At 57.2% G+C, this 20925-nt stretch carries 18 protein-coding genes; 2 read left to right on the top strand and 16 right to left on the bottom strand.

The genetic code is table 11. The features are described from left to right. Positions 1-167: 167 nt before the first annotated feature. The 8 genes from C4885_RS09045 to C4885_RS16470 form a co-directional block, all read right to left on the bottom strand. Positions 168-701, bottom strand: a complete 534-nt coding sequence (locus tag C4885_RS09045) for a transcription repressor NadR (RefSeq protein WP_114000015.1) — start codon at positions 699-701, stop codon at positions 168-170. A 543-nt stretch (positions 702-1244) separates the two neighbouring features. After that, positions 1245-2591: an NADP-specific glutamate dehydrogenase gene (gene gdhA, locus C4885_RS09050; RefSeq protein ID WP_114000016.1), complete on the bottom strand. Its 1347-nt coding sequence runs from the start codon at positions 2589-2591 to the stop codon at positions 1245-1247. A gap of 209 nt (positions 2592-2800) precedes the next feature. After that, a complete protein-coding gene (locus C4885_RS09055) occupies positions 2801-3796 on the bottom strand; it encodes a 2-hydroxyacid dehydrogenase (protein WP_114000017.1) in 996 nt (331 codons plus the stop codon). Positions 3797-3990: 194 nt separating this feature from the next. Continuing rightward, positions 3991-4398: a helix-turn-helix domain-containing protein gene (locus C4885_RS09060; RefSeq protein ID WP_199488094.1), complete on the bottom strand. Its 408-nt coding sequence runs from the start codon at positions 4396-4398 to the stop codon at positions 3991-3993. Between the two features lie 341 nt (positions 4399-4739). Next, complete coding sequence (locus tag C4885_RS09065) at positions 4740-5888, bottom strand: metallophosphoesterase (RefSeq protein ID WP_114000018.1); 1149 nt, start codon at positions 5886-5888, stop codon at positions 4740-4742. A 220-nt stretch (positions 5889-6108) separates the two neighbouring features. Beyond that, on the bottom strand, positions 6109-7509 hold the full coding sequence (gene gltA, locus C4885_RS09070) for an NADPH-dependent glutamate synthase (RefSeq protein ID WP_114000019.1): 1401 nt from the start codon (positions 7507-7509) through the stop codon (positions 6109-6111). A gap of 1 nt (position 7510) precedes the next feature. After that, positions 7511-8353: a sulfide/dihydroorotate dehydrogenase-like FAD/NAD-binding protein gene (locus C4885_RS09075; RefSeq protein WP_114000020.1), complete on the bottom strand. Its 843-nt coding sequence runs from the start codon at positions 8351-8353 to the stop codon at positions 7511-7513. Between the two features lie 330 nt (positions 8354-8683). After that, entirely contained in the window at positions 8684-8842 is a 159-nt protein-coding gene (locus C4885_RS16470; RefSeq protein ID WP_158538853.1) for a hypothetical protein, read from the bottom strand. Between the two features lie 336 nt (positions 8843-9178). Here C4885_RS16470 and C4885_RS09080 point away from each other — a divergent pair, with 336 nt between their 5' ends. Beyond that, positions 9179-10048, top strand: coding sequence for a transketolase (locus C4885_RS09080; protein ID WP_114000021.1), 870 nt, complete (start codon positions 9179-9181; stop codon positions 10046-10048). Beyond that, positions 10041-10997 carry a transketolase family protein gene (locus tag C4885_RS09085; RefSeq protein ID WP_114000022.1) on the top strand — a complete coding sequence of 319 codons (957 nt, stop codon included), beginning with the start codon at positions 10041-10043 and terminating at the stop codon, positions 10995-10997. The genes C4885_RS09080 and C4885_RS09085 overlap by 8 nt, the downstream gene beginning before the upstream one ends. Before the next feature lie 153 nt (positions 10998-11150). Here the strand turns inward: C4885_RS09085 and C4885_RS09090 are convergent, their stop codons facing one another. The 8 genes from C4885_RS09090 to C4885_RS09125 form a co-directional block, all read right to left on the bottom strand. After that, positions 11151-11717 carry an HAD family phosphatase gene (locus C4885_RS09090; protein ID WP_114000023.1) on the bottom strand — a complete coding sequence of 189 codons (567 nt, stop codon included), beginning with the start codon at positions 11715-11717 and terminating at the stop codon, positions 11151-11153. Continuing rightward, a complete protein-coding gene (locus tag C4885_RS09095) occupies positions 11689-13698 on the bottom strand; it encodes a lysylphosphatidylglycerol synthase transmembrane domain-containing protein (RefSeq protein WP_114000024.1) in 2010 nt (669 codons plus the stop codon). The genes C4885_RS09090 and C4885_RS09095 overlap by 29 nt, the downstream gene beginning before the upstream one ends. A 38-nt stretch (positions 13699-13736) precedes the next feature. Beyond that, the gene (locus tag C4885_RS09100) at positions 13737-14489 is read right to left on the bottom strand and encodes an NTP transferase domain-containing protein (RefSeq protein WP_114000025.1); all 753 of its coding nucleotides are present in this window, start codon (positions 14487-14489) and stop codon (positions 13737-13739) included. A gap of 1 nt (position 14490) precedes the next feature. Next, on the bottom strand, positions 14491-15519 hold the full coding sequence (locus tag C4885_RS09105; protein WP_114000026.1) for an NAD(P)-dependent oxidoreductase: 1029 nt from the start codon (positions 15517-15519) through the stop codon (positions 14491-14493). A 15-nt stretch (positions 15520-15534) separates the two neighbouring features. Continuing rightward, positions 15535-16332 (bottom strand): glycosyltransferase family 2 protein, encoded by a 798-nt coding sequence (locus C4885_RS09110; protein ID WP_114000027.1) that lies wholly within the window; start codon positions 16330-16332, stop codon positions 15535-15537. 241 nt (positions 16333-16573) lie between these two features. Further along, the gene (locus C4885_RS09115; protein WP_114000028.1) at positions 16574-18298 is read right to left on the bottom strand and encodes a hypothetical protein; all 1725 of its coding nucleotides are present in this window, start codon (positions 18296-18298) and stop codon (positions 16574-16576) included. Positions 18299-18413: 115 nt separating this feature from the next. Next, the gene (locus C4885_RS09120; RefSeq protein WP_114000029.1) at positions 18414-19250 is read right to left on the bottom strand and encodes a family 6 glucosyltransferase; all 837 of its coding nucleotides are present in this window, start codon (positions 19248-19250) and stop codon (positions 18414-18416) included. Positions 19251-19264: 14 nt separating this feature from the next. Next, positions 19265-20788: a polysaccharide biosynthesis C-terminal domain-containing protein gene (locus C4885_RS09125; protein ID WP_114000030.1), complete on the bottom strand. Its 1524-nt coding sequence runs from the start codon at positions 20786-20788 to the stop codon at positions 19265-19267. Positions 20789-20925 lie beyond the last annotated feature (137 nt).

Raw genomic sequence — 20925 nt, forward strand, 5'->3', positions numbered from 1 at the left:
ACCGCATAATTCTAAGTGCCGATACGGCGAGCGAGGTGCGGCAGATGCCAAGCCAAAAGCGCAGATAATACTGGATGTCTTATCGAGCATTTTGGCAACGCAGATGCCGTGCCGCAGCTGCCGGAGCGGTGCTTAAGCCGCAAGGCGGGAATTGTGCGGTGTTGCCCTTACTTTTCTTTTTCCCACGGCTGCAGGGGGGCCAGGAAACCGGCATCCTGCAATGCCTGGCCGATCAAATCCAGGCGGTCGGGGGTGGCGGCCTCCACAAGGTGGTAGTGGTAGCCGTCCGTTGCGGTGGAAAGCACGGTGGAAGCGCCGCCTGCCAATGCCTGCAAGAACTCCTGCACATCCTGGCGGGAGCGGATATCCATTTCCGCGGTGATGCGCCCATAAACGCGGTGGCTGATGCTGATATTTTTCACCCGACCGCCGTGATCCACGATCAGGTTCAACTCCTGCCCGGCCTGCTCCGGGGTGTGGCGGACCTTAAACTCCCGCAGGCAGCCGGTTTCCTGCTGCTGCAGAATATAGCCGCGGTTGGTGGAGATGATATTGGGCCGGGATGCCCGGATCACGGCAAGGTCCTGCACGATCACCTGGCGGCTGACCCCAAACCGCGCGGCCAGGTCCTTGGCGGCAATGGGGGCATCGGCCTGGTTAAGCAGGGCCAAGATTTCTTCCCGGCGCTGTGCGGTCGTCATACGGGTGCCCCCTTTCCCATCAGGCTGTCCAGTTCTGCATCGTTCATGGCGTTTGCTACTTCCTTTCGCATGGGTTCTGTAAACAGTATAGCACCTGCCGCGCACCGGTGCAAACGGATGGCGAAAATTCCCGGCAAGCGGCTTGGATTTTTAGGGCAATACCGCATAATTCTAAGTGCCGATACGGCGAGCGAGGTGCGGCAGATGCCAAGCCAAATGCGCAGATAATACTGGATGCTGCAAAGGTGAGCGCCGCCAGTGGCGGAAACAGCGAACCGAAGCAGGGGCAGCGGTCGCAGAGTGCGAGGGGCTTTTGCCCCCGAAGCACGATGCGGGTACCGCAACCCGACATTATCGAGCATTTTGGCAACGCAGATGCCGTGCCGCAGCTGCCGGAGCGGTGCTTAAGCCGCAAGGCGGGAATTGTGCGGTGTTGCCTTGAGTAATTTTTAAGCGCATAACAAACACCGGACCGCATGTAATATTGCATGCGGCCCGGTGTGTTATTTCAGGCTATATTCTGTTTGAAGCGTGGGGGGAAAATCAAACCACACCCTGGCTCATCATAGCGCTGGCGATCTTCTCGAAGCCTGCGATGTTGGCACCGGCAACCAGGTTGCCCTTCATGCCGTAACGCTCGGCTGCATCGGCAGCGTTCTTGTAGATGTTGACCATGATGTTGTGCAGGCGCTCGTCAACCTCTTCAAAGGTCCAGGAGAGGCGCAGGCTGTTCTGGCTCATTTCCAGGCCGGAAGTAGCAACGCCGCCGGCGTTGGCTGCCTTAGCGGGAGCGAACAGGATACCGTGGCTCTGCAGGTAAGCGATTGCTTCCGGGGTAGAAGGCATGTTAGCACCTTCGGCAACAGCGTAGCAGCCGTTGGCAACCAGTGCCTCGGCACCTTCCAGCTGCAGCTCGTTCTGGGTTGCGCAGGGCAGAGCGATATCGCAGGGAACAGTCCAGATGCCCTTGCTGCCCTCAACGTACTTAGCGGTGGGAACGTAATCCAGGTAAGTCTTGATGCGGGCACGCTTGACTTCCTTGATTTCCTTGATGACCTTGTAGTCAATGCCGTTCTCGTCCACGATGTAGCCGTTGGAGTCGCTCATGGCGATAACCTTGCCGCCCATCTGGGTAGCTTTCTGGTTTGCATAGGTAGCAACGTTGCCGGAGCCGGAGATGACCACACGCTGGCCCTCAAAGCTCTTGCCAGCATCAGCCAGCATTTCCTTGGCAAAGTAGCACAGGCCGTAGCCGGTAGCCTCGGTACGGGCCAGGGAACCACCGAACGGGATGCCCTTGCCGGTCAGGATGCCGGAGTACTCGTCGCGGATGCGCTTGTACTGGCCAAACAGGAAGCCGATCTCACGGCCGCCAACGCCGATATCACCGGCGGGCACATCGGTATCGGGGCCAATGTGGCGGTACAGCTCGGTCATAAAGCTCTGGCAGAAGCGCATAACTTCGGCGTCGCTCTTGCCGTGGGGGTCAAAGTCAGAACCGCCCTTGCCGCCGCCCATGGGCAGGCTGGTCAGGCTGTTCTTGAAGCACTGCTCAAAGCCCAGGAACTTGAGGATAGACAGGTTGACAGAAGAATGGAAGCGCAGGCCGCCTTTGTAGGGGCCGATGGCAGAGTTGAACTGCACACGGTAGCCGCGGTTGACCTGCACCTTGCCGGCGTCATCCACCCAAGGCACACGGAACATGATGATGCGCTCCGGCTCAACCAGGCGCTCGATCAGGCTTGCCTTTTCATATTCAGGATGGGCCTCAACAACGGGCTCCAGGCTTTCGAGAACTTCCTCAACAGCCTGCAGGAATTCCTTCTGCTCAGCATTGCGCTTTGCAAGGCCCTGGTACACTTCGTTCAGATAAGCATTTTTGATAGACATGGTATACACTCTCCTTTTTGGTGGGCTGCTGTTTTCCGCTTCCGGCCGCACTGCCGGACCCCTTGAAACTGGCGGAAAGCGCGCGGTCCTCTATTTCTTTCACCGGTATTTATATTAGCACGCTAAAGTGCATTTGACAATATTTTTTGAAAAATTTTGTTTGTGCAATGGCGGCAAGTGTATCCCATTTGCACACAAACGATAGTTTTTTACGCTTTTACCTCGTTTTTTAGTTCTTCACCGCGGGCAAAGGCGCGGGCATTTTCCAGCGTGATGGCCGCAATGCTCTGCAATGCCGTGCGGGTAAAGAACGCCTGGTGGCTGGTAATGACCACATTGGGGAAGCTGAGCAGCACCGGCACCACCTCGTTTTCCAGCACATCGTCGGAGAAATCCTGGAACACCTGGTCATCCTCATCCTCGTACACATCCAGGCCCACGCCGCCGAACTTGCGGGCGCGCAGGGCTTCGATCAGGGCATCGGTGTCGATCAGGCCGCCGCGGCTGGTGTTGACCAGGATGGCAGAATCCCTCATCATGGCGATGGTATCCTTGTTAATCATGTGATGGGTACCCTCGGTCAGCGGGCAGTGCAAGCTGACCAGGTCGGCTTTCTGCAGCAGTTCTTCCAGCGAAACATAGCGGGCAAACTTTTCCACTTCGGGGTTTTTGTACATGTCATAGCAGAGCACATTCATGCCAAAACCGTGGCAGATGCGCGCCATGGCGGCGCCAATGCGGCCGGTGCCCACAATGCCGGCGCAGGCGCCATAAAAGTTTTGGCCCAGCAGGCCGTCCAGTGCAAAGTTGTTATTGCGCACCTTGATATATGCCTTGCAGATGCGGCGGTTTGCGGCCTGGGCCAACGCCATGGCGTGCTCGGCAACGGCTTCCGGGCTGTAGCCCGGCACACGCATAACGGTAATGCCGTTGGCTTTGGCGGCGGCAAGGTCCACGTTATTGTAGCCCGCGCAGCGCATCAGCAGCAGCTTGATGCCCGCTTTGGCCAGCACGGACAGCGTTTCGGCACCGCAATCACTGTTGACAAAGGCGCAGACGGCATCGCCGCCCGCGGCCAGCTGGGCGGTATCTGGATCCAGGTTGGCCGCCAGGAACTTGATGGTGCAGCCATAGTCCGGGTCAGCGGCCAGAACGTCAAAATACAGGTGGTCGTAATCACGGGTGCCATAAAAAATGATCTTCATACTTTTCCCTTTTCTGCCCTGCGGGCATCCTCTTGTTGCGGCGTACCGGAATCCTTTTGTTTTCCGGCACACTCCGGCTCGGTCGTTAATATTTTATCATATCCGACGGTTTTAGTATAGCCAGTTTCCGGCATTTTGAATGTTGCCAGGGCAACAAAACGTGGCAAAAAAGGGGTGCACGCCCTGTTTTTCTTTTACACGGTTTTCTCGCTGCCTTCGTTCGGTTTGGCGGTTCCGGCAGAGTGTTCCACGTTTTTCAGCAGCTCTTCCGCCGAAATACCATACAGCTTGGCCAGCGCGATCAGGTTGGAGGTGTTGGGGTCCGAGGTGCCGTTTTCCCACTTGGATACCGCCTGGCGGCTGACGCCGATGGTTTCCGAAACAAACTCCTGGGTCATTTTGCAGCGCACACGGTTCTCCCGCAGGGCTTCGGCCAGGGACTTGCGGGTGGCTTTCTTTTCTTCCCGCACTTCGTGGGAGTTGATGTAAACCCGCAGCGCCTTGATGACCAGCCACAGCAGGTAGATACCGACAATGCCCATAACCAGCATGAGCGCAAGATTGAATACCGTCCAAAGAATGCCAAATACTTGATATTTCATTTTATAATCTCCTATCAACAGCTTGCAGTGGGCGGTGCACCGCCCGGCAAAACCCGGCCGGATGGTCCGGCCCCTTGTGTTTTGCTGGCCTTATTATAGCGAAAGCACCCGGTTGCCGCCACCAACTGGGGCGATACTTTGGGTTGCAGCCTGCTATTTTGCCGGTTTTGGGGCCATTTTGCATCAAAAAGCACCCACCCGCCGGAAAAACCTGGCCAGGCGGGTGCAAAACCATGCGATCCGATTTTGGCAGAACCAGCGCAACAAACCGGGCCGTCGGGCGGCGGTTCTCTGCGCGTGCAGTGTTATACAATTTGTATTATTTGTTCAATATATCCAAGTCAAGCATCCTTTTGTTCGATTTCGACCATCACCAGTTCGGTCTTGCCCTCGGTACGAATCTTGTAGCCCCAGGTCCCGGTGCCGCCGCTCACAATGGCGGCGCAGGCGGGGGTGATCTGTTTCATGCCGTAATTCAGTTCATTATAGCGGAACAGCTTTGCCACAAGGCCGGTGGGCCAGATCTGACCGCCGTGGGTGTGACCGCTCAAAATCAGGTTTGCACCGGCTGCGGCATCGGCTTTCAGCTCGCGCGGCTCGTGGTCCAGCAGGATGGTATACACATTGTCCGGGCCGTTCGGCATCAGCTGGGCGGGGGTAAAGCGGTTACCCTGGGTGTACAGCCAGTCCTTGCGGCCCACAATGCGCACCGGGGTGGCATCTTTACCCACATAGGCCAGCTGGGAAACATCCTCCAGAATGCGGATGTGCGCCCGCGCAAAAGCGCCCTCCAGGTCCGCGCGGCCATAGCTCGGCTCCCGCCAGTGGTGGAACAGATCATGGTTGCCCAACACGAACCACTTGCCGCCGGGCGGGTCCAGCGTGGCAAAGAAGGCATTGAAGGAATCAAAATCCGGGCGTTCCACATGCTCGTCAAAAATATCGCCGGTGAAAAGGATCATATCGGGGTTCAGTTCCCGGATGCGGCGGTTCAGCTCCGGGATGCGCTTGCGGTCCACGGCACCTTTGCCGGGGTGCAGGTCGCTGATTTGCAGCACCCGCAGTTTGCCGCCCGGCAGGGGCTTGGTGGTTTGCAGGCGGTAGGTGGTGGTAACCAGGCACATAGCCTTGAAATAGCTCCAGAGCATCATGGCGGCCGTTCCCACCCAGGCCAGCAGGCCGCCCATCCAGATGGTCTGCCAGACCGTCAGCACCGTTCCGCCGATTGCACGGGCCAGCAAGCCCACAATGTCCCCGGCAATATACAGCCCGGTCAGATGGGAGTTGACGATCATGCCGGGGCCGAGCGGGTCCCGCCCGATCCAGGACATCACGGCCAGCAGCAACAGCGGCAGCAGCAGATACACCGCCGGATACACCCCCGCAAAGCAGGCCACAAACGGCAGTTTGAGAAAATTCAGATACAGCACCACCGCCACAAGGGCCTGGCCAATTTTGGGGATGGTGAACTGGATAAAATGCCCGTACATTGCAGGACCTCCGTTCTTTAGTTAGGAGTTAGGAGGGAGGAGTTGAGAGAATTAGAAATGAGAAATGAGAAATTATCCCCTAACTCCTAACTCCTAACTCCTAACTCCTAACTGATATTGTATCACTCGTGCCCGGCAAACTCAACAAACACAACAGGCAGGCCGCCTGCGGGGTTGCGGGCAGCCTGCCTGGAAAAAGCAGGGATAAGTCTTTATTCAGTTATGCCTGTTCTTTTGCCTTGATGGCTTCGTCAATGGCCTTGGCGGCTTCCTTACCGGCGCCCATAGCCAGAATGACGGTAGCGGCACCGGTAACAGCATCGCCGCCGGCATAGACGAACGGGCGGCTGGTCAGGCCATCGGGGCCATCGGTGATGATGCAGCCGTGCTTATCGGTATCCAGGCCGGGGGTAGTGGAACGGATCAGCGGGTTGGGGCTGGTGCCCAGAGCCATGATCATGGTATCCACATCCAGCTCAAACTCGCTGCCCTCCTTGACGATGGGGCGGCGGCGGCCGGAAGCATCGGGTTCACCCAGCTCCATCTCCACGCAGGTCATGCCCTTCACGCAGCCGTTTTCATCGCCCAGAACCTCGACCGGGTTGGTCAGTGTCTTGAAGATGATGCCCTCTTCCTCGGCATGCTCGACTTCTTCCTTACGGGCAGGCAGTTCGGCCATGCCGCGGCGGTATACAATGTACACCTGCTCGGCACCCAGGCGCTTGGCGCAGCGGGCTGCGTCCATGGCGACGTTGCCGCCGCCCACAACGGCAACGGCACGGCTCTTCATGATGGGGGTGCGGCTGCCGGGCTGGTATGCTTTCATCAGGTTCACGCGGGTCAGGTACTCGTTAGCAGAGTAAACGCCCTTCAGGCTCTCGCCGGGGATGCCCATAAAGCGGGGCAGACCGGCGCCGGAAGCGATATAGATTGCCTCAAAGCCATAGTCGTTCATCAGCTCGTCAACGGTCAGCACCTTGCCGATGACCATATTGCACTCAATATCAACACCCAGCTCTTTCAGGCCTTCCACTTCGTGCTGCACAATATCCTTGGGCAGACGGAACTCCGGAATGCCGTACATCAGAACGCCGCCTGCAACGTGCAGGGCTTCGTATACGGTAACCTTATAGCCCAGCTTGGCCAGGTCGCCGGCAACGGTCAGGCCGGAAGGACCTGCACCGATAACTGCCACCTTATGGCCGTTCGGCTCCGGCTTAGCAGCCGGGGTGTGGACGTTTTCACGGTGCCAGTCAGCCACAAAGCGCTCCAGGCGGCCAATACCGACGGGTTCGCCCTTGATGCCGCGCACGCACTTGCCCTCGCACTGGTTCTCCTGCGGGCAGACACGGCCACAGACAGCGGGCAGCGCGCTGGACTTTGCGATGACTTGGTAAGCAGCTTCAAAATCGCCCTTTGCCACTTCGGCAATAAAGGCGGGAATATCGATCTGAACAGGGCAGCCGGTGCGGCAGGCGGGCTTTTTGCACTGCAGGCAGCGCTTGGCTTCGTTCACAGCCATTTCAGCGGTATAGCCCAGGGCAACTTCCTTAAAGTTTTTGTTGCGGACGTTGGGGTCCTGGCTGGGCATGGGGCATTTTTTCGGGTCCATATTCGGCATGTTACTCAACCTCCTTTTTCAGCAGGTTGCATTCCGCTTCCCGCGCGTGGGCTTCAAAATCGCGGTACATGGTGCCGCGGTGCATGGCTTCATCAAAATCGACTTCAAAACCGTCGAAATCGGGGCCATCCACACAGGCAAACTTGGTTTTGCCGCCCACAGTCAGGCGGCAGCCGCCGCACATGCCGGTGCCGTCCACCATGATGGGATTCATGGAAACAACGGTCTTAACGTTATAAGGCTTTGTGGTCTTGACAACGAACTTCATCATGATCAGCGGCCCGATGGTGATGACCTCGTCAAAGTCGGCGCCATCCTTGATCTTTTCTTCCAGCGGCATCGTCACAACGCCCTTCTGGCCGTAAGAACCGTCATCGGACATGATGATCAGCTCGTCACAGCAGGCGCGGAATTCGTCTTCCAGGATGACAAGGTCCTTATTGCGGAAGCCGATGATGCCGGTAACCTTGGTGCCCTGGGCCTTGAGGGCCTGGGCAACGGGCAGAGCAATGGCGCAGCCGACGCCGCCGCCGACTACGCAGACATTTTTGAGCCCTTCAATTTCAGTTGCTTTGCCCAGCGGGCCGACAAAGTCATGCACATACTCGCCCTCTTTGAGGGAGTTCAGCTGCATGGTGCCTGCGCCGACGATCTGGAAAATGATGGCCACAGTGCCTGCTGCGGCATCATAATGGGCAATCGTCAGGGGGATGCGCTCGGAATCCTCCTTGGCGCGGATGATGATGAACTGGCCCGCTTTCGCCTTTTTAGCGATCAGCGGTGCTTCAATGACCATTTCGGTCACTGTGGGGTTCAATTCCCGCTTTTTAACGATCTTGAACACTTGTTCTAACCTCGCTTTTTCTCCGTTTTATCATTCCGTCCCCCGCCTGCCAAATGCGCACAAGCAGGCAAAAGGGTAGATGGTATCATTGTACCATACTTACTTTACCAGCTTTTTTCAGGATTGTAAAGCGGTAAAGTGTGGTGTTTTATCGTCGCAGTGTGTCAAAAAATGCTCTGTCGGGGCGAACATTGTTCGCCTGCAGTCTTTCTCCGTGTATGCTGTTTCCCGGAAAAGCCACTGCATCATCAGGTTGGTGGGCACACAATGTGCGTACCTACGGCCTCCACAGAATAGTTATGACATGCGGTACCGTCCTGTCTGCGCTGTTCACACCGTCAAAGCGTCAATGGCGGCTTTGCATGCCTGCAGGGTCAGGTAGGTGACTGCACAGTCTGAGCCGATAAACCAGCGTTCTTCGCCGTTACAGACAATTTTGCGGATCAATTTTCCACGGTACTCCGCCTGGATATAAATGCCGTTTGCCATGTTGCTGCCCCCTTTTCCGGCCGGCCAAAAGTAGCCTTACTTTTTATTGTGCCATCTTTTGGAGCAGCTTACAAGGGCAGGCAGTGTAAAATTTCGCCCATGCTGCGTACAGAAAATTCAGCAGTTGCACCAAAACTTTATCCATGCGCGGCAAACTGATAATATTTGACAGCGTTTTCCAGTTTTTTCACTGGAAAACTGTAGCTTTTTATGCTATACTGTATCAAAATATCTGCCGTTTTATTTTTACAAAATTATTGCGTCCTTTTGCAGGGCGTGTATAATATAATAGTAGATAATACGGGTGTAGCTGCACCCGGCTGGAGGAATACGGATATGACAAAGCAAGAGATGCTGCAGTTAAAAATGACTGCGACCCGCGTGCGCATGGGCATTATTGAAGCGACCCATGGCGGCAAAAGCGGGCACCCGGGCGGCAGCCTTTCTGCTGCTGATGTGCTGACTTACTTATACTTTAAGGAAATGCAGATCGATCCGCAGAACCCGCAGGACCCTGACCGTGACCGTTTTGTGCTTTCCAAGGGCCATGCAGCGCCGGGTCTGTACTCGGTGCTGGCAGAGCGCGGGTTCTTCCCCGTGGCTGACCTGCCTACCCTGCGCCGCTCCGGCAGCTACCTGCAGGGCCACCCCAACATGAACACGGTTCCCGGTGTTGATATGAGCACCGGCAGCCTGGGCCAGGGTGTTTCCGCCGCAGCCGGCATGGCACTGGCCGCCAAGATGAAGAACCCCGACGTCAACGTGTACACCCTGCTGGGTGACGGCGAGATTGAAGAGGGCGAGTGCTGGGAAGCATTTATGTTTGCCAACCACTATAAGCTGGATAACCTCTGCATCATGATCGACGTGAACGGCCTGCAGATCGACGGCCCCACCGCCAAGGTCATGAACAGCGAACCGCTGGACCAGAAGATGGATGCCTTCGGCTTTAACACCATCATCTGCAACGGCAACAGCCTGGCTGATCTGGAGCAGGCATTCATCTTGTTTGACCGCTCCCATGGTTCCGGCAAGCCGACCTGCTTCCTGCTGCACACCACCAAGGGCCTGGGCGTGAGCTTTATGGAGAACGCTGTGGATTGGCACGGCAAAGCCCCCAACGATGCCGAGTATGACAAGGCGATGGCCGAGCTGCGCGCCAGCTATGAAGTGATGGAAAAGGAGGCTGAACGGATCAATGGCTGATAACAAGAGCATTGCCACGCGCGACAGCTACGGTGCTGCGCTGCTGGAACTGGCCGATGCAGGCCATGACGATATCGTGGTATTTGATGCGGATTTGTCCGCTTCGACCCGTACCTCAGTATTTGCAAAAAAATATTCTGAACGCTTTTTTGACTGCGGCATTGCCGAGTGCAACATGGTCGGTGTAGCCGCCGGCATGTCCACCTTTGGCTATGTGCCTTTTGTTTCCTCGTTTGCCATGTTTGCTGCGGGCCGCGCTTTTGAGCAGATCCGCAACAGCATCGGTTACCCCGAGCTGAACGTCAAGATTGCTGCCACCCACGGCGGCCTGTCCGTCGGCGAGGACGGTGCTTCCCACCAGTGCTGCGAGGACTTTGCGCTGATGCGCACCATCCCCGGCATGGTCGTGATCTGCCCCTCTGACGATCTGGAAGCCCGTGCCGCTGTGCGCGCCGCTTACGCCCACAAGGGCCCCGTTTACCTGCGTTTCAGCCGTCTGGCCACCCCTTCCCTGCATGATGCCAATAACTATACTTTTGAAATCGGCAAGGGCGAGGTTCTGTGCGACGGTTTTGATCTGGCCATCATCTCCACCGGTCTGATGACCAGCGAAGCTCTGAAGGCTGCTGTCACCCTGAAGCGTCAGGATGCCATCAGTGTGCGCGTGATCAACATGCCCACCATCAAGCCGCTGGACGAAGAGATCGTTCTGCGCGCTGCCCGCGAGTGCCACAAAATCATCACGGTGGAAGAGCACAGCGTGATCGGCGGCCTGGGCGAGGCTGTTTGCAGTCTGCTGAGCGAGAAGGCTCCCACGCCCGTGCGCCGCATTGGTGTGCAGGATAAATTCGGCCATTCCGGCCCCGCATGGGAGGTTCTGCGCGATTACGGCCTGACCGCTGACGCCATTGCCGATGCCGTGCGCAGCTTTGTGAAAGAGGACCAGTAAGCTCTTTCCCCCGCCCCATTTGATTCAATAAGCAACACCCCGCCATCCGGTTCAAACGCCGGGCGGCGGGGTGTTTTGGTTTGTATGGATTTAGGGCAATACCGCATAATTCTAAGTGCCGCTCCGGCGGGAATTGTGCGGTGTTGCCTTAGGTCAGAACTGATTGCACGCAAACACGCTGGCTCCGGTGGCGCGGGCGGCGGCAAGGCCGGTGGCGCTGTCCTCAAAGATCATGGTATGGGCGGCGTCCACGCCAAAGTGGGCCATGGCTTTCAGGTAGCCCTCCGGGTCCGGCTTATTGTTGACCACATCTTCCTGGGTCAGGATCAGGTCAAACCAGTCAGTGCAGTGAAAGTGGTCCAGCATTTCCGTTGCGTTCTGGCGGCTTCCTGTGGTAATCACGGCCAGGTAATGGGTGGGGCGCAGGGCTTCCAAGATGACAAACAGTGCCTCGTTTTTGCGGGCTATGTCCATGTTGGCGGCGTAATACTGCTTTTTCAGGTCATGCACCCGCTCCACATCCTCGGCAGAGGGGTTGCCGCCCATCAGCGGCTGCAAAAAGGCGCGGTAATGCCTGCCGTTGCAGTAAGCGGCATAGTAATCATAATCCAACGTAAAGCCGAACGACTCCAGCGCACGGCGGTAGCTTTCAGCGTTGACGGCAACCGTATCAATCAATGTGCCGTCCAGATCAACGGCGATCAGTCCTTGCTTTTTCATCAAACTTTCCCTCGTTTTCCCATGTGTTTAGGTCGTTGGCCACCATGACAAGCCCAGCATAGAACATGGGGGCACGCTTTTTATCTTTGTTGAGCTTGTAGGGCATCAGGCGCAGCCAGTGGATGAGCTCGTGCGCCAGGATACTGTGCAGCCCTGCCGCGCCGCAGCGGGCACGCAGGTCATCGCAGACCGCTTCAAACAGCGTATCATAGGCGGCGGAGCGGGTCAGCTGGAAGTCAATGTGGTTTTCCTGCACAGTGCAGCGCGGGGTCATCATCATGAACTCATAGCCGCCGTGCAGGCTTTGCAGCAGTTTGCCGTAATCCAGGTAGGGGCTGTCGTGCAGGTTGCCGGTGTTGGGGTCAATGATGTACCACGCTTTATCGGGGTTCTCCACATCGGTGCGGCAGATGATGTTTTCCACCGTCAGATCGCCGTGGATATCCGCCACGGGGTCTGCGGCAAACAGGGTACGCAGCGCATTGTGGTCAAACAGGCGGTCCAGCTCTTTCAGGTTGCGGTAGCTGCGGCCATTGATCCAGATGCGGTCATAGTTCCACAGTTCTTTCAGGATGCGGGCGTCCCGGATCTTTTCCAGATTGGCATCCATCTTTTTGTTCAGGTATTCCTCTATTTTTTCGGGATCCGCCGGGCGGGCTGTGGGGCGGTAGAGCTGTTCATCCAGTGCCCGCAGCACACTGCGCAGGATGGCTGCGCTTTTTCCCGGCGGGTTGGAATGGATATAGCGGAACAGCCCCACCGCGCTGCCGGAATAGGTCATATCATACCAGCAGTAGCCTTCGCCGGTGCCCTCGCGCAGAATTTCGCACAGCGGCAGGCGGGCGGCATTGCGGCGCAGCCAGGCCAGCTGTTCGGCCAGTTTGGCACCGTCCGCGCCAAAGGCGTATTTGCGGTAAAAGGTCGCGGCACCATCGGTACACAGCATGGTAGTTGCGTTGGAACCGGCGGAATAATCCTGCAAAATGGTAATGTTCTGGTTGATCTCAATGAACTTGGCCACATAGGCTTTGTTCTGCAGGCTGAAATACTGGTTGAGGAATGCGCCGCGGTCCCGCGGGTCCACCTGGGGCAGCAGGTTCAGGTAGTTTTCCTGCCCGGCTTCCCGGTTGGCGATCGGCTCCGCTGCACCGTTCAGGGCGGCGCGCAGATGTTCCGGCAAAAGAGGTGCCGCAAACATAACCGCCAGCGGCAGCAGGAACCAGGCGATCACCAGCCCACGGGCGGCATCGCTCAAACCGAGGGAGCCCGCCACGCCAAGGCTGGTCACATCCACGCTCTTGACGCCGAACAGCATGTTGAACACTTCCACCAAGCCAAAGCTGCCGCCAGCGCCGCCGCAGGCAATGATTGCCTGCCCCAGCACCGCGTAAGAAGCAAGGTAGGCCCCCCACATGAGAACCGTATTGAGCAGCAGCCGCCACAGGTTGACGCGGCGCAGATCCTTGAAGGTATTGATGAGACTCCAGCAGAACACAAGGCCGTCCAGCTTGATGGTATCATTGAAAATGCTGCACACGGCCAGGCAGCACCGCTTGAGCAGGTCCCGCAGCAGCACCACCAGCACCAGAGCGGCGGCCAGCAGCAGCGCAAAAACCAGATAATACCGCGCTGCGCCCAAAACCGCAGCGCCGCCCAGCCCGGCCAGCCGGAACCCGCCGAACAGCAGCGCCACCACCCACACATCCAGAAAGCGATCCATGATGACAGTGGCAAAAGCAAAGCCCGTTCCGGTTTTCATTTTGCGGCCAGCCAGAGCGGCGCGCAGAAAATCGCCCACATGGAATGGCAGCAGAAAGTTGACGGCGTAGCCCCCGGCCATGGCGCGCAGCAGGCTGCGGCGCTGGGGGTATTCATAAATGCGGATGAACTGTTCCCACCGGAGCAGGCGGAACACATGCCCCAGCAGCACCAGCGCTGCAGAGGCAAGCAGCAATAATAAAATGGTTCCGAAAGGTTGCATCGGCGGTCACCTGAATCAGTTAGTTTATTGGGGGGATTTTACATCAGCATTTCAAACGCGGCCTTGTTGGCTTCCTGTTCCGCCTGGGCATACTCCGCCGGGGTGCCAAAGGGCAGGTGCAGATCAGTTGCAAATCCGCGCAGGTCCACCCCGCGGGCGGCCAGCACGTTGTAAATGCCGGAAACAAAAAATTCTTTATAATCGCAGTGGTGCAGGTACTCTGCACAGGCGGAAGCATAGAGCTGCTTATTTTTGAAGTAATACGCCCCGCAGATGGCATCATGGCTGACGACCTGCTTTTCCACCGTGTGGCACACCCTGCCGTCGGCCCCATATTGCAGGTAGCTGTAGGCCGGGGAGTCGCTGGCAAAGGTCAGCAGTGCGCCGTCCGGGCCGTTGGCAAAATCGCCCGCCTTGCAAAACTCATTGAACGGCTTGCAGAGGAACAGGTGGTCGCAGTCATTAAAGAGCAGCGGCTCATCGTCCGGCAGGCTTTCCGCCCCGCGCAGGGCGGTGATGGCGGCGCCCTCCGTCACTTCGGGCAGGGCCACGATTTTGGCATCGGGGTAATAGGTTTTGATTTCCCGGTCAATGGCATGGTCGCGGATATGCTCCTCCAGCACCACAAAGGTGATATCGGCACAGTCCACAAATTTGGCAATGCTCTGGGTTGCCCAATAGAAAAACGGGCGGTCGTTGATCTCGATCAGGGGCTTGGGCATCACAAAGCCGTTTTCAAAAAAGCGGCTGCCGCGCCCGGCCATCGGCATTACAAGGTGCAGCTTTGCCATGTTATTCCCCTTTCGCATCGCGGGCAGCCAGCATGGCGCACTCGTTCTCGATCACGCGGCGCAGGCCTTCGCGGATGTCGATCTTCGGTTCCCAGCCATAGCACTCTTTGGCGTGGGTGTTATCGCACAGGGAATACTTGTTGACCTCGTGGTCCAGAATTTCCGGCTTGATGCCGTAAGCGCCGCCGTACAGCTCCGGGTACTTGGCCCAATAGTGGCTGGACGGGCAGTATTTGGCTTCGATCTGCTTGCCCATCAGCTCACAGGCCGTAGCGTACAGTTCGCGGACGGAGTAGTTCTTGTTGCTGGAAACGTTGACTGCATCAAAGCCCGGCTGATCCCACACGCGCATGGCCAGGTCGATAAGGTCATCCACATAGATATAATCGCGGCGCTGGTTGCCGTCAGAGTGGAACTCCGGCACGCGGTCATAGTACAGCTCGCGGATCATATAGCCCACAAACGGCGGCTGCTTGCGCAGGCAGTCAATGTGCGGGCCGTAAACGTTGGCAAAGCGCAGGCAGGTGATGTTCATGCCGTAGGTATCGGCAAAGCTCTGGCAGAACCGCTCGCCGCAGTATTTGGTGTTGGGATAGATCAGCGTGGGCGGGTTGAACTTGGATTCCACGGTCGGGAACTCGGTTTCATTCTCGTACATCGCGTTGGTGGATGCCTGAATAACATGCTTAACGCCGGTGCGGCGGGCGTTTTCCAGCACGTTGACAAGGCCCAGCGTGTTGACGCTGACGGCCTCCACCGGGTCGCTCTGGCAGTCCGGCAGGGGGGCAATGCCCGCAATGTTATAGACGATATCAAACTTTTCCTGCTCAAACAGGGCTTTCATGCCCTCTTTATCGCGGATATCCATCTTGATGACATCGGCGGAAAAATCATGGTCGTCAAAATGCAGGTTATCGGCGCTGCCATAGCTGTAGTTATCCACACCAATGGCGGTATGGCCGTTTTTCCACAATGCATGCATAAGCTGGCCGCCGATAAACCCGGCAGCACCCGTTACCAGAACCTTCATAATCAACATCCCCCTTTACAGATTGGAAGCAATGATGGTGCTTGTATATTCTTCGATTGGTTTTTCCCGCCATTCGCGGGTCACAAACTCGTTTTTGTTTTTCAGGTAGCGCCCGCACAGTTTGAGCAGGCTGACGCCAAAGCTGGTGAGTTTGTTGTTGGATACCTGGTCTTCCTCCCGCCAGCTGATGGGGAAGAAAAGGACTTTCTGCTTGAGGTGGTAGAGGGCCAGGATCATGCAGTCATTAAAATACAACGTATCCGGAAATTTTTTATAATAACCGTTTGCCAGCGGTGGCACTGCGTACAGGTTCAGGCCGCTGCCCAGGTCGGTGATCTTGTGCCCGGCCACCAGGCTGAACAGCCAGTTAAAGCCATAGTTGCCCACCACACGCAGAGTGCTGTAGCCCTTGATGCGGCTTTCCGGCATAAAACGGGAGCCAAGGCAGCAATCGTACTTGCGGTGGCGGCCGCTGTGTACCAGGGGCAGCACATCGCGGATATCGCCCTGGTCGTCGCCATGCAGCACAATCAGGTAGTCGAAGTTATGCTGAACGGCGTACTGGAATGCCACTTTATGGCTGCCGCCCAGGCCATAGTTCTGGTCGTTGCGCAGCAGGCGGACCGGGGCCTGCGGGTGGGCCTGCATCCAGCTTTGCACGGCGGCCTCGGTGCCGTCGGTGGAGCGGTTATTGACCACGATGCACTCGGTGACCATAGCGGCCACCTGACGGTCCAGCAGCTGGTTCAGCACACGGGGCACCTGTTTTTCACAGTTATAGGCAGGGATAAAAACAAGAAAGCGTTCCGGCATAGGGCAAGCCTCCTGAACAAGATATTTTGATTGATTATAGAATACTATATTTGGGGCGGGGGGTCAAACGAAATCGCATGATTGCCAGGCGAATCATGCGATTTGAATGAATAATGAATAGAGAATAAAGAATAATGTTGGTGGACCGCCGCGCGGCGCGCGGCTCAAAAATAATAGTGGGGTCGTTTCCCTTGCAAATGCCCGCAAACTTTCCACATTTTTTCCTGTGCTTGTGGAAAGCTCAATCAACTACCAGCACTTGCAGGTGGGCGGTGCCGTGGGTGACGGGGTAGCGGGCGGTGATGGTAAAGTTTTCTTCGATCCAGGCATGGAACGCGGCCATATCGCGCACTTCGGCTTCATCATACAGAATCACATCGGGACGCTTCTCGGGCAGTTCCTCATAATACTGGATGAACCGCGGGTCGCTGTCGGTACCGGAGATGACGGACGCCTGACCGATGGTCAAGGTTCCTCCCGCCATCATAAAGCCAAGGCCGTGCTGCTCGCCAATAGCCTGCAGCACCTGCTTGCCCGCAAAGGGTTCCAGCGCTTCGTACAGGGCCATCTGCATATCGGCGGCTTTTTCGTCCGCCCAGGTCCCTGCGGCGGGGCCTGCGGTGATCTGCTTCAGGTTGGCTGTTGCCACATTGGCAGGCTTCCAACCCGTTACCAGAACGCACCAGAACCGGCATACCAGCAAAAATACCAGCAGCGCCGCCAGCACACACTGGCCCTGGGGCAGTTTTTCCTGTTCCGGATTCTCCTGCCTGCACGCCAACATGGCAAAGCAGCCGCAGAGCGCGGGCCAGGTCAGATACATAAAGGTAGCCGAAAAGCCCAGCAGCGTAGAGCGCAGAATGAACGCATACGCCGCCATGCCCGGCAGAAAGCCCAGCCAGAACAGCGGCTCCCACGCCGTGCCGCGCCCCTTGCGGAACGCCCAGGCCGCCGCCAGCACCAGCGCCGGCATAAAGTAGCGCTCATCGGAGCTGGAGTCCGCCACAGCGCGCACCACGCAGAGCAGAGCCGCCAGAATGGCCCAAAGGTTCAGGGCAAGGCCGATCCAATCCCGTTTTTGGCGGGTTTTGGCCCACCACAGCAGACAGAGCACCACGCTGGCGGCCAGCGGCTTTGCCAGGAATTTGGCGGTGTTCAGTGCCTGGCTTGCCAACAGGGCCAGCCGCTGGCTTGTGGTAAAATCATACTGCGGGTCGTTCAGGATCAGGCTGACGCGCTGCAAAAACGCGGTAAGCCCCATGCCGGGCAGCACATACGCCAGAAACGCTGCCGCGCAGGCCATACAGCCCAGCACAAACAGCACCGCGCCGCGGGGGATCTTACAGATCGTCGGCTCCTTGCCGCGGCGGCCCAGCAACACCATGCCGATAAAAATCACCGCCGCCGCCAGTGCGCTTTGCGGGAACGCCAGAAAGCTGAAGCAGGCGCACACCGCCCCCAGCACTACCAGCCATGGGCGGCGGAAACCATGGGTGTAATAATGGTAAAAGCACAAAAATGCTGCCACGGTGAAGTGGAACTGCTGGCTGATATAATCCGGCCCCAGGAACCACTTGGGGGTGTAGACAAACAGCACCACCGCGCTCAGCAGCGCCCCATGGCGGCCAATGGTCTGCTTGAAATCGCGGTAAAATACCGCGCTCATGGCCGCTTTGCAGACCAGCACCACAGCGCGCACAAACAGCAGCGCCCCGGTGGTTGTGCCTGCAATGGCGGTATACAGAGCCAGCACCAGCGCTGCCGGTAAGGCCGAAAGCTGGTGCGGCTCCCACATGGTATAAAACAGCCGGTCCCCCTTTACCAGGCGGAAGCCCAGGGAGAACGCATATTCTTCATCAATTTCCAGCCCCACAAACAGCGTTTTGGCCATGGCGAGAACCGCTAGAACCAGCAGCACCGGGGTTAAAATTTTCCACAGGCGGTCCTGTGCATTTTTTTGCGGCATAAGCCGCCCCTCCTCTATTGTTTGATTTCATGTAAGGCAAAGCGACGGGCGCACAATGTGCGCCCCTACGGGAGTTCTGCAATTTCTAATTGCTCATTTCTAATTGCTAATTAGGTTACAGGTGTTTTTGCAGCAGTTTGTCCCTTGCGCACAGCAAATACGGCAGGTAGTTTTCGCAAAAGGCTTCCCATTTGCATTGCAGCCAGCTGCGGGTGTGCTGAGAATGGTGTTTGACCGCCGCCACATCAAAGTAGCGGGATTTATTGCGCACAATGATTTTTTGCTCAAAGGGCATCTGCCAGCCTTCCGGGTACCAGTAAGCAGGGGTCAGCAGGCGGTAGCTGCCGGGATGTTCGGCGGCATAGCGGTTCAGCTGGCTTTCGTCATGCCACAGGGGCACCACGCCGTTGCGGATATCCTGCTCTGTGCGGCGGTCCAGCTCTTTGCACATGGCCAGGAATGCCGCGGAGGTACCGCCGTTCAGCCCGCCGGAAACATAGTCCCGCCCGCAGTTGTACGGGATATAGGCCGTACATCTGGGGTTGCGGTCATAGCTGTAAAACATCGGCTTTTTGTTCCAGAACCCCGGCTGCTGGACCAGCAGCAACTGTTCCCCCTGCTGCGGACGGGGCAAAAATTCTTCCGGGGTAATGACCTCCCGGCAGGTCAGGTTGGCGTTGAAAAAGAAGAGATAATCCAGCTGTTCCAACGCCTTTTCCTGGGTTAGGAAAATCGCAAAGCGCTTCATGGTGCTCAGCGGCCAGTCATAGGCGGGCTGGGCAATGCGGTGCACAGCGGGGTCATCCTCGTGAGCGATGGACGGTGCATCGGTAAAGATAAAGTATTCTTTTTTGCAGCCGGGTAAAAAGTTCCGGCTGAAAGTTTCATAAAATTCCGGCCAGAACACGGTGTATTTGCCGGTGCAGATATACAGCATGCCAATGGTTGCCATGTTGTGTTTCCCCCTTAACGATGGGTAATTTTTTGCCAAAGGCGGCCAGCCTGGGTGCGCAGATAGGCGGCATCGCTGGTCCAGATATAAAACGCAAGGTTCAGCACGTTGGGCAGGATGCAGACCACAGCAGCCCGCCCCAGCAGCCCCAGAATACCGCCGGGCAGCAGGGCGCACACGCGGTAGCTGCCTGCCATAAGTACCACAAGGGTGACAAGATGCACCGCCTGCACCCGCAGGTAGCGCCAGCCGCTGCCGCGCATATACTGGCGGCAAACCACAATGCCGCGCCCCACCCACATGATGCAGTGGGCCACAACGGTAGCCGCCACAATGCCGGTAATGCCAAACGCCGGGAAGAGTGCAAAGCTTAGAATCAGGTTTGTGGCGGCAGAGGCGACCATGAACCACTGGTCCTGCTCAAAGTGGCCCAGCACGGCGCGGTAGGAGCCGAGCATCCGGTGGTTCCAGCCCACATATTCGTTCAGGCTGAACACAATAACAAAGCCCAGCGGCAGCAGGCGGTCACTGCCCATCCACAGGCTGATAAATGGCTGGAACAGGCAGAGATATGCCGTTGCCACAAAACTGCCGAAAAAATAGCTGAACAGATCCAGCCCCCAGAACACCTGCTTATCATGGGCGTTGGCCGTGGCGGATTTATCGTACACGATATTGCCGATGGCTGCGGCAAAGCTGTCCATGATTTTATTGCCGATGTTGGTGGCGCTGTCCGACACGGTGGTATAGTTGCCAAGGTTAGCCGTCATAGCGCTGCCCGCCATACGGCTGGTGACGATGGTATCGGACGAGCCGTAAATGGTGTTGGACAGGCGGTGAACCAGGTAATACTTGAGGTCATGGAAGATGCCAAGATCCTTGAAATCCCGCAAAGTAACCTTGACCTCGTGCAGTTCGGGGAAGTCCTTTTTATACCGCGCTGCCACCACCAGGTTGGCACCGGTGTTGAACAGGATGCTGACACCGAAATACAAAATATAGTTTGGCAGCCACAGCGCAATGGCAATGCGGGCCAGATAGTTGGCAACATTAAAGCAGAAGTCGATGCGGGTACACAGGTACCCCTGCTGGGTGCAGGTGTACATCAGCCGCCGGGTGACAAGGAAATAGCCCGACAGCGTGGAGATGGTGTTGAGCAGGTAAACGGTATAGGCCGTCTGGATGCTGGCCACGCCGGGCATGATCCACGGCAGGGCCAGCGCCCCGATGCCCGCCAGCACGCAGATAACCACACCCACGGCGCGGTATGCCCATTTATACATGGACATATATTTGCTGATCTTCTCGGTATCCTTGGCGGCGATCTGTTCATACAAGCGGTAGCTGATGACGCTGCCAACACCGAATTCCGCGATGGAGAAAAAGTTGAACAGCTTATCCACCACCTGGGATGCGGCGGTGATATCGTTGCCAAAGTTAAATACCAGCAGCCGCCGCGTGGCAAAGCCCAGCAACATCAGCAGCAGGCTGGACCCCAGCGCATAGACCAGGTTCAAAATTGTTTTTTGTGTACGCAATCAGGTGTTCTCCTAGGTGTTTTGATAGGGTCAAGGCGCGGAAAGGCGGCGGGGTCGAGTGACCCCACCCTACGGGGCATGGAGCCGAAACCGGCATTTACGGCAGAGGTTCATGGGGCATCGGGGACGCCGCCCCC

The organism is Subdoligranulum sp. APC924/74, from assembly GCF_003324125.1.
In the GTDB taxonomy this organism is placed as follows: domain Bacteria; phylum Bacillota; class Clostridia; order Oscillospirales; family Ruminococcaceae; genus Gemmiger; species Gemmiger qucibialis.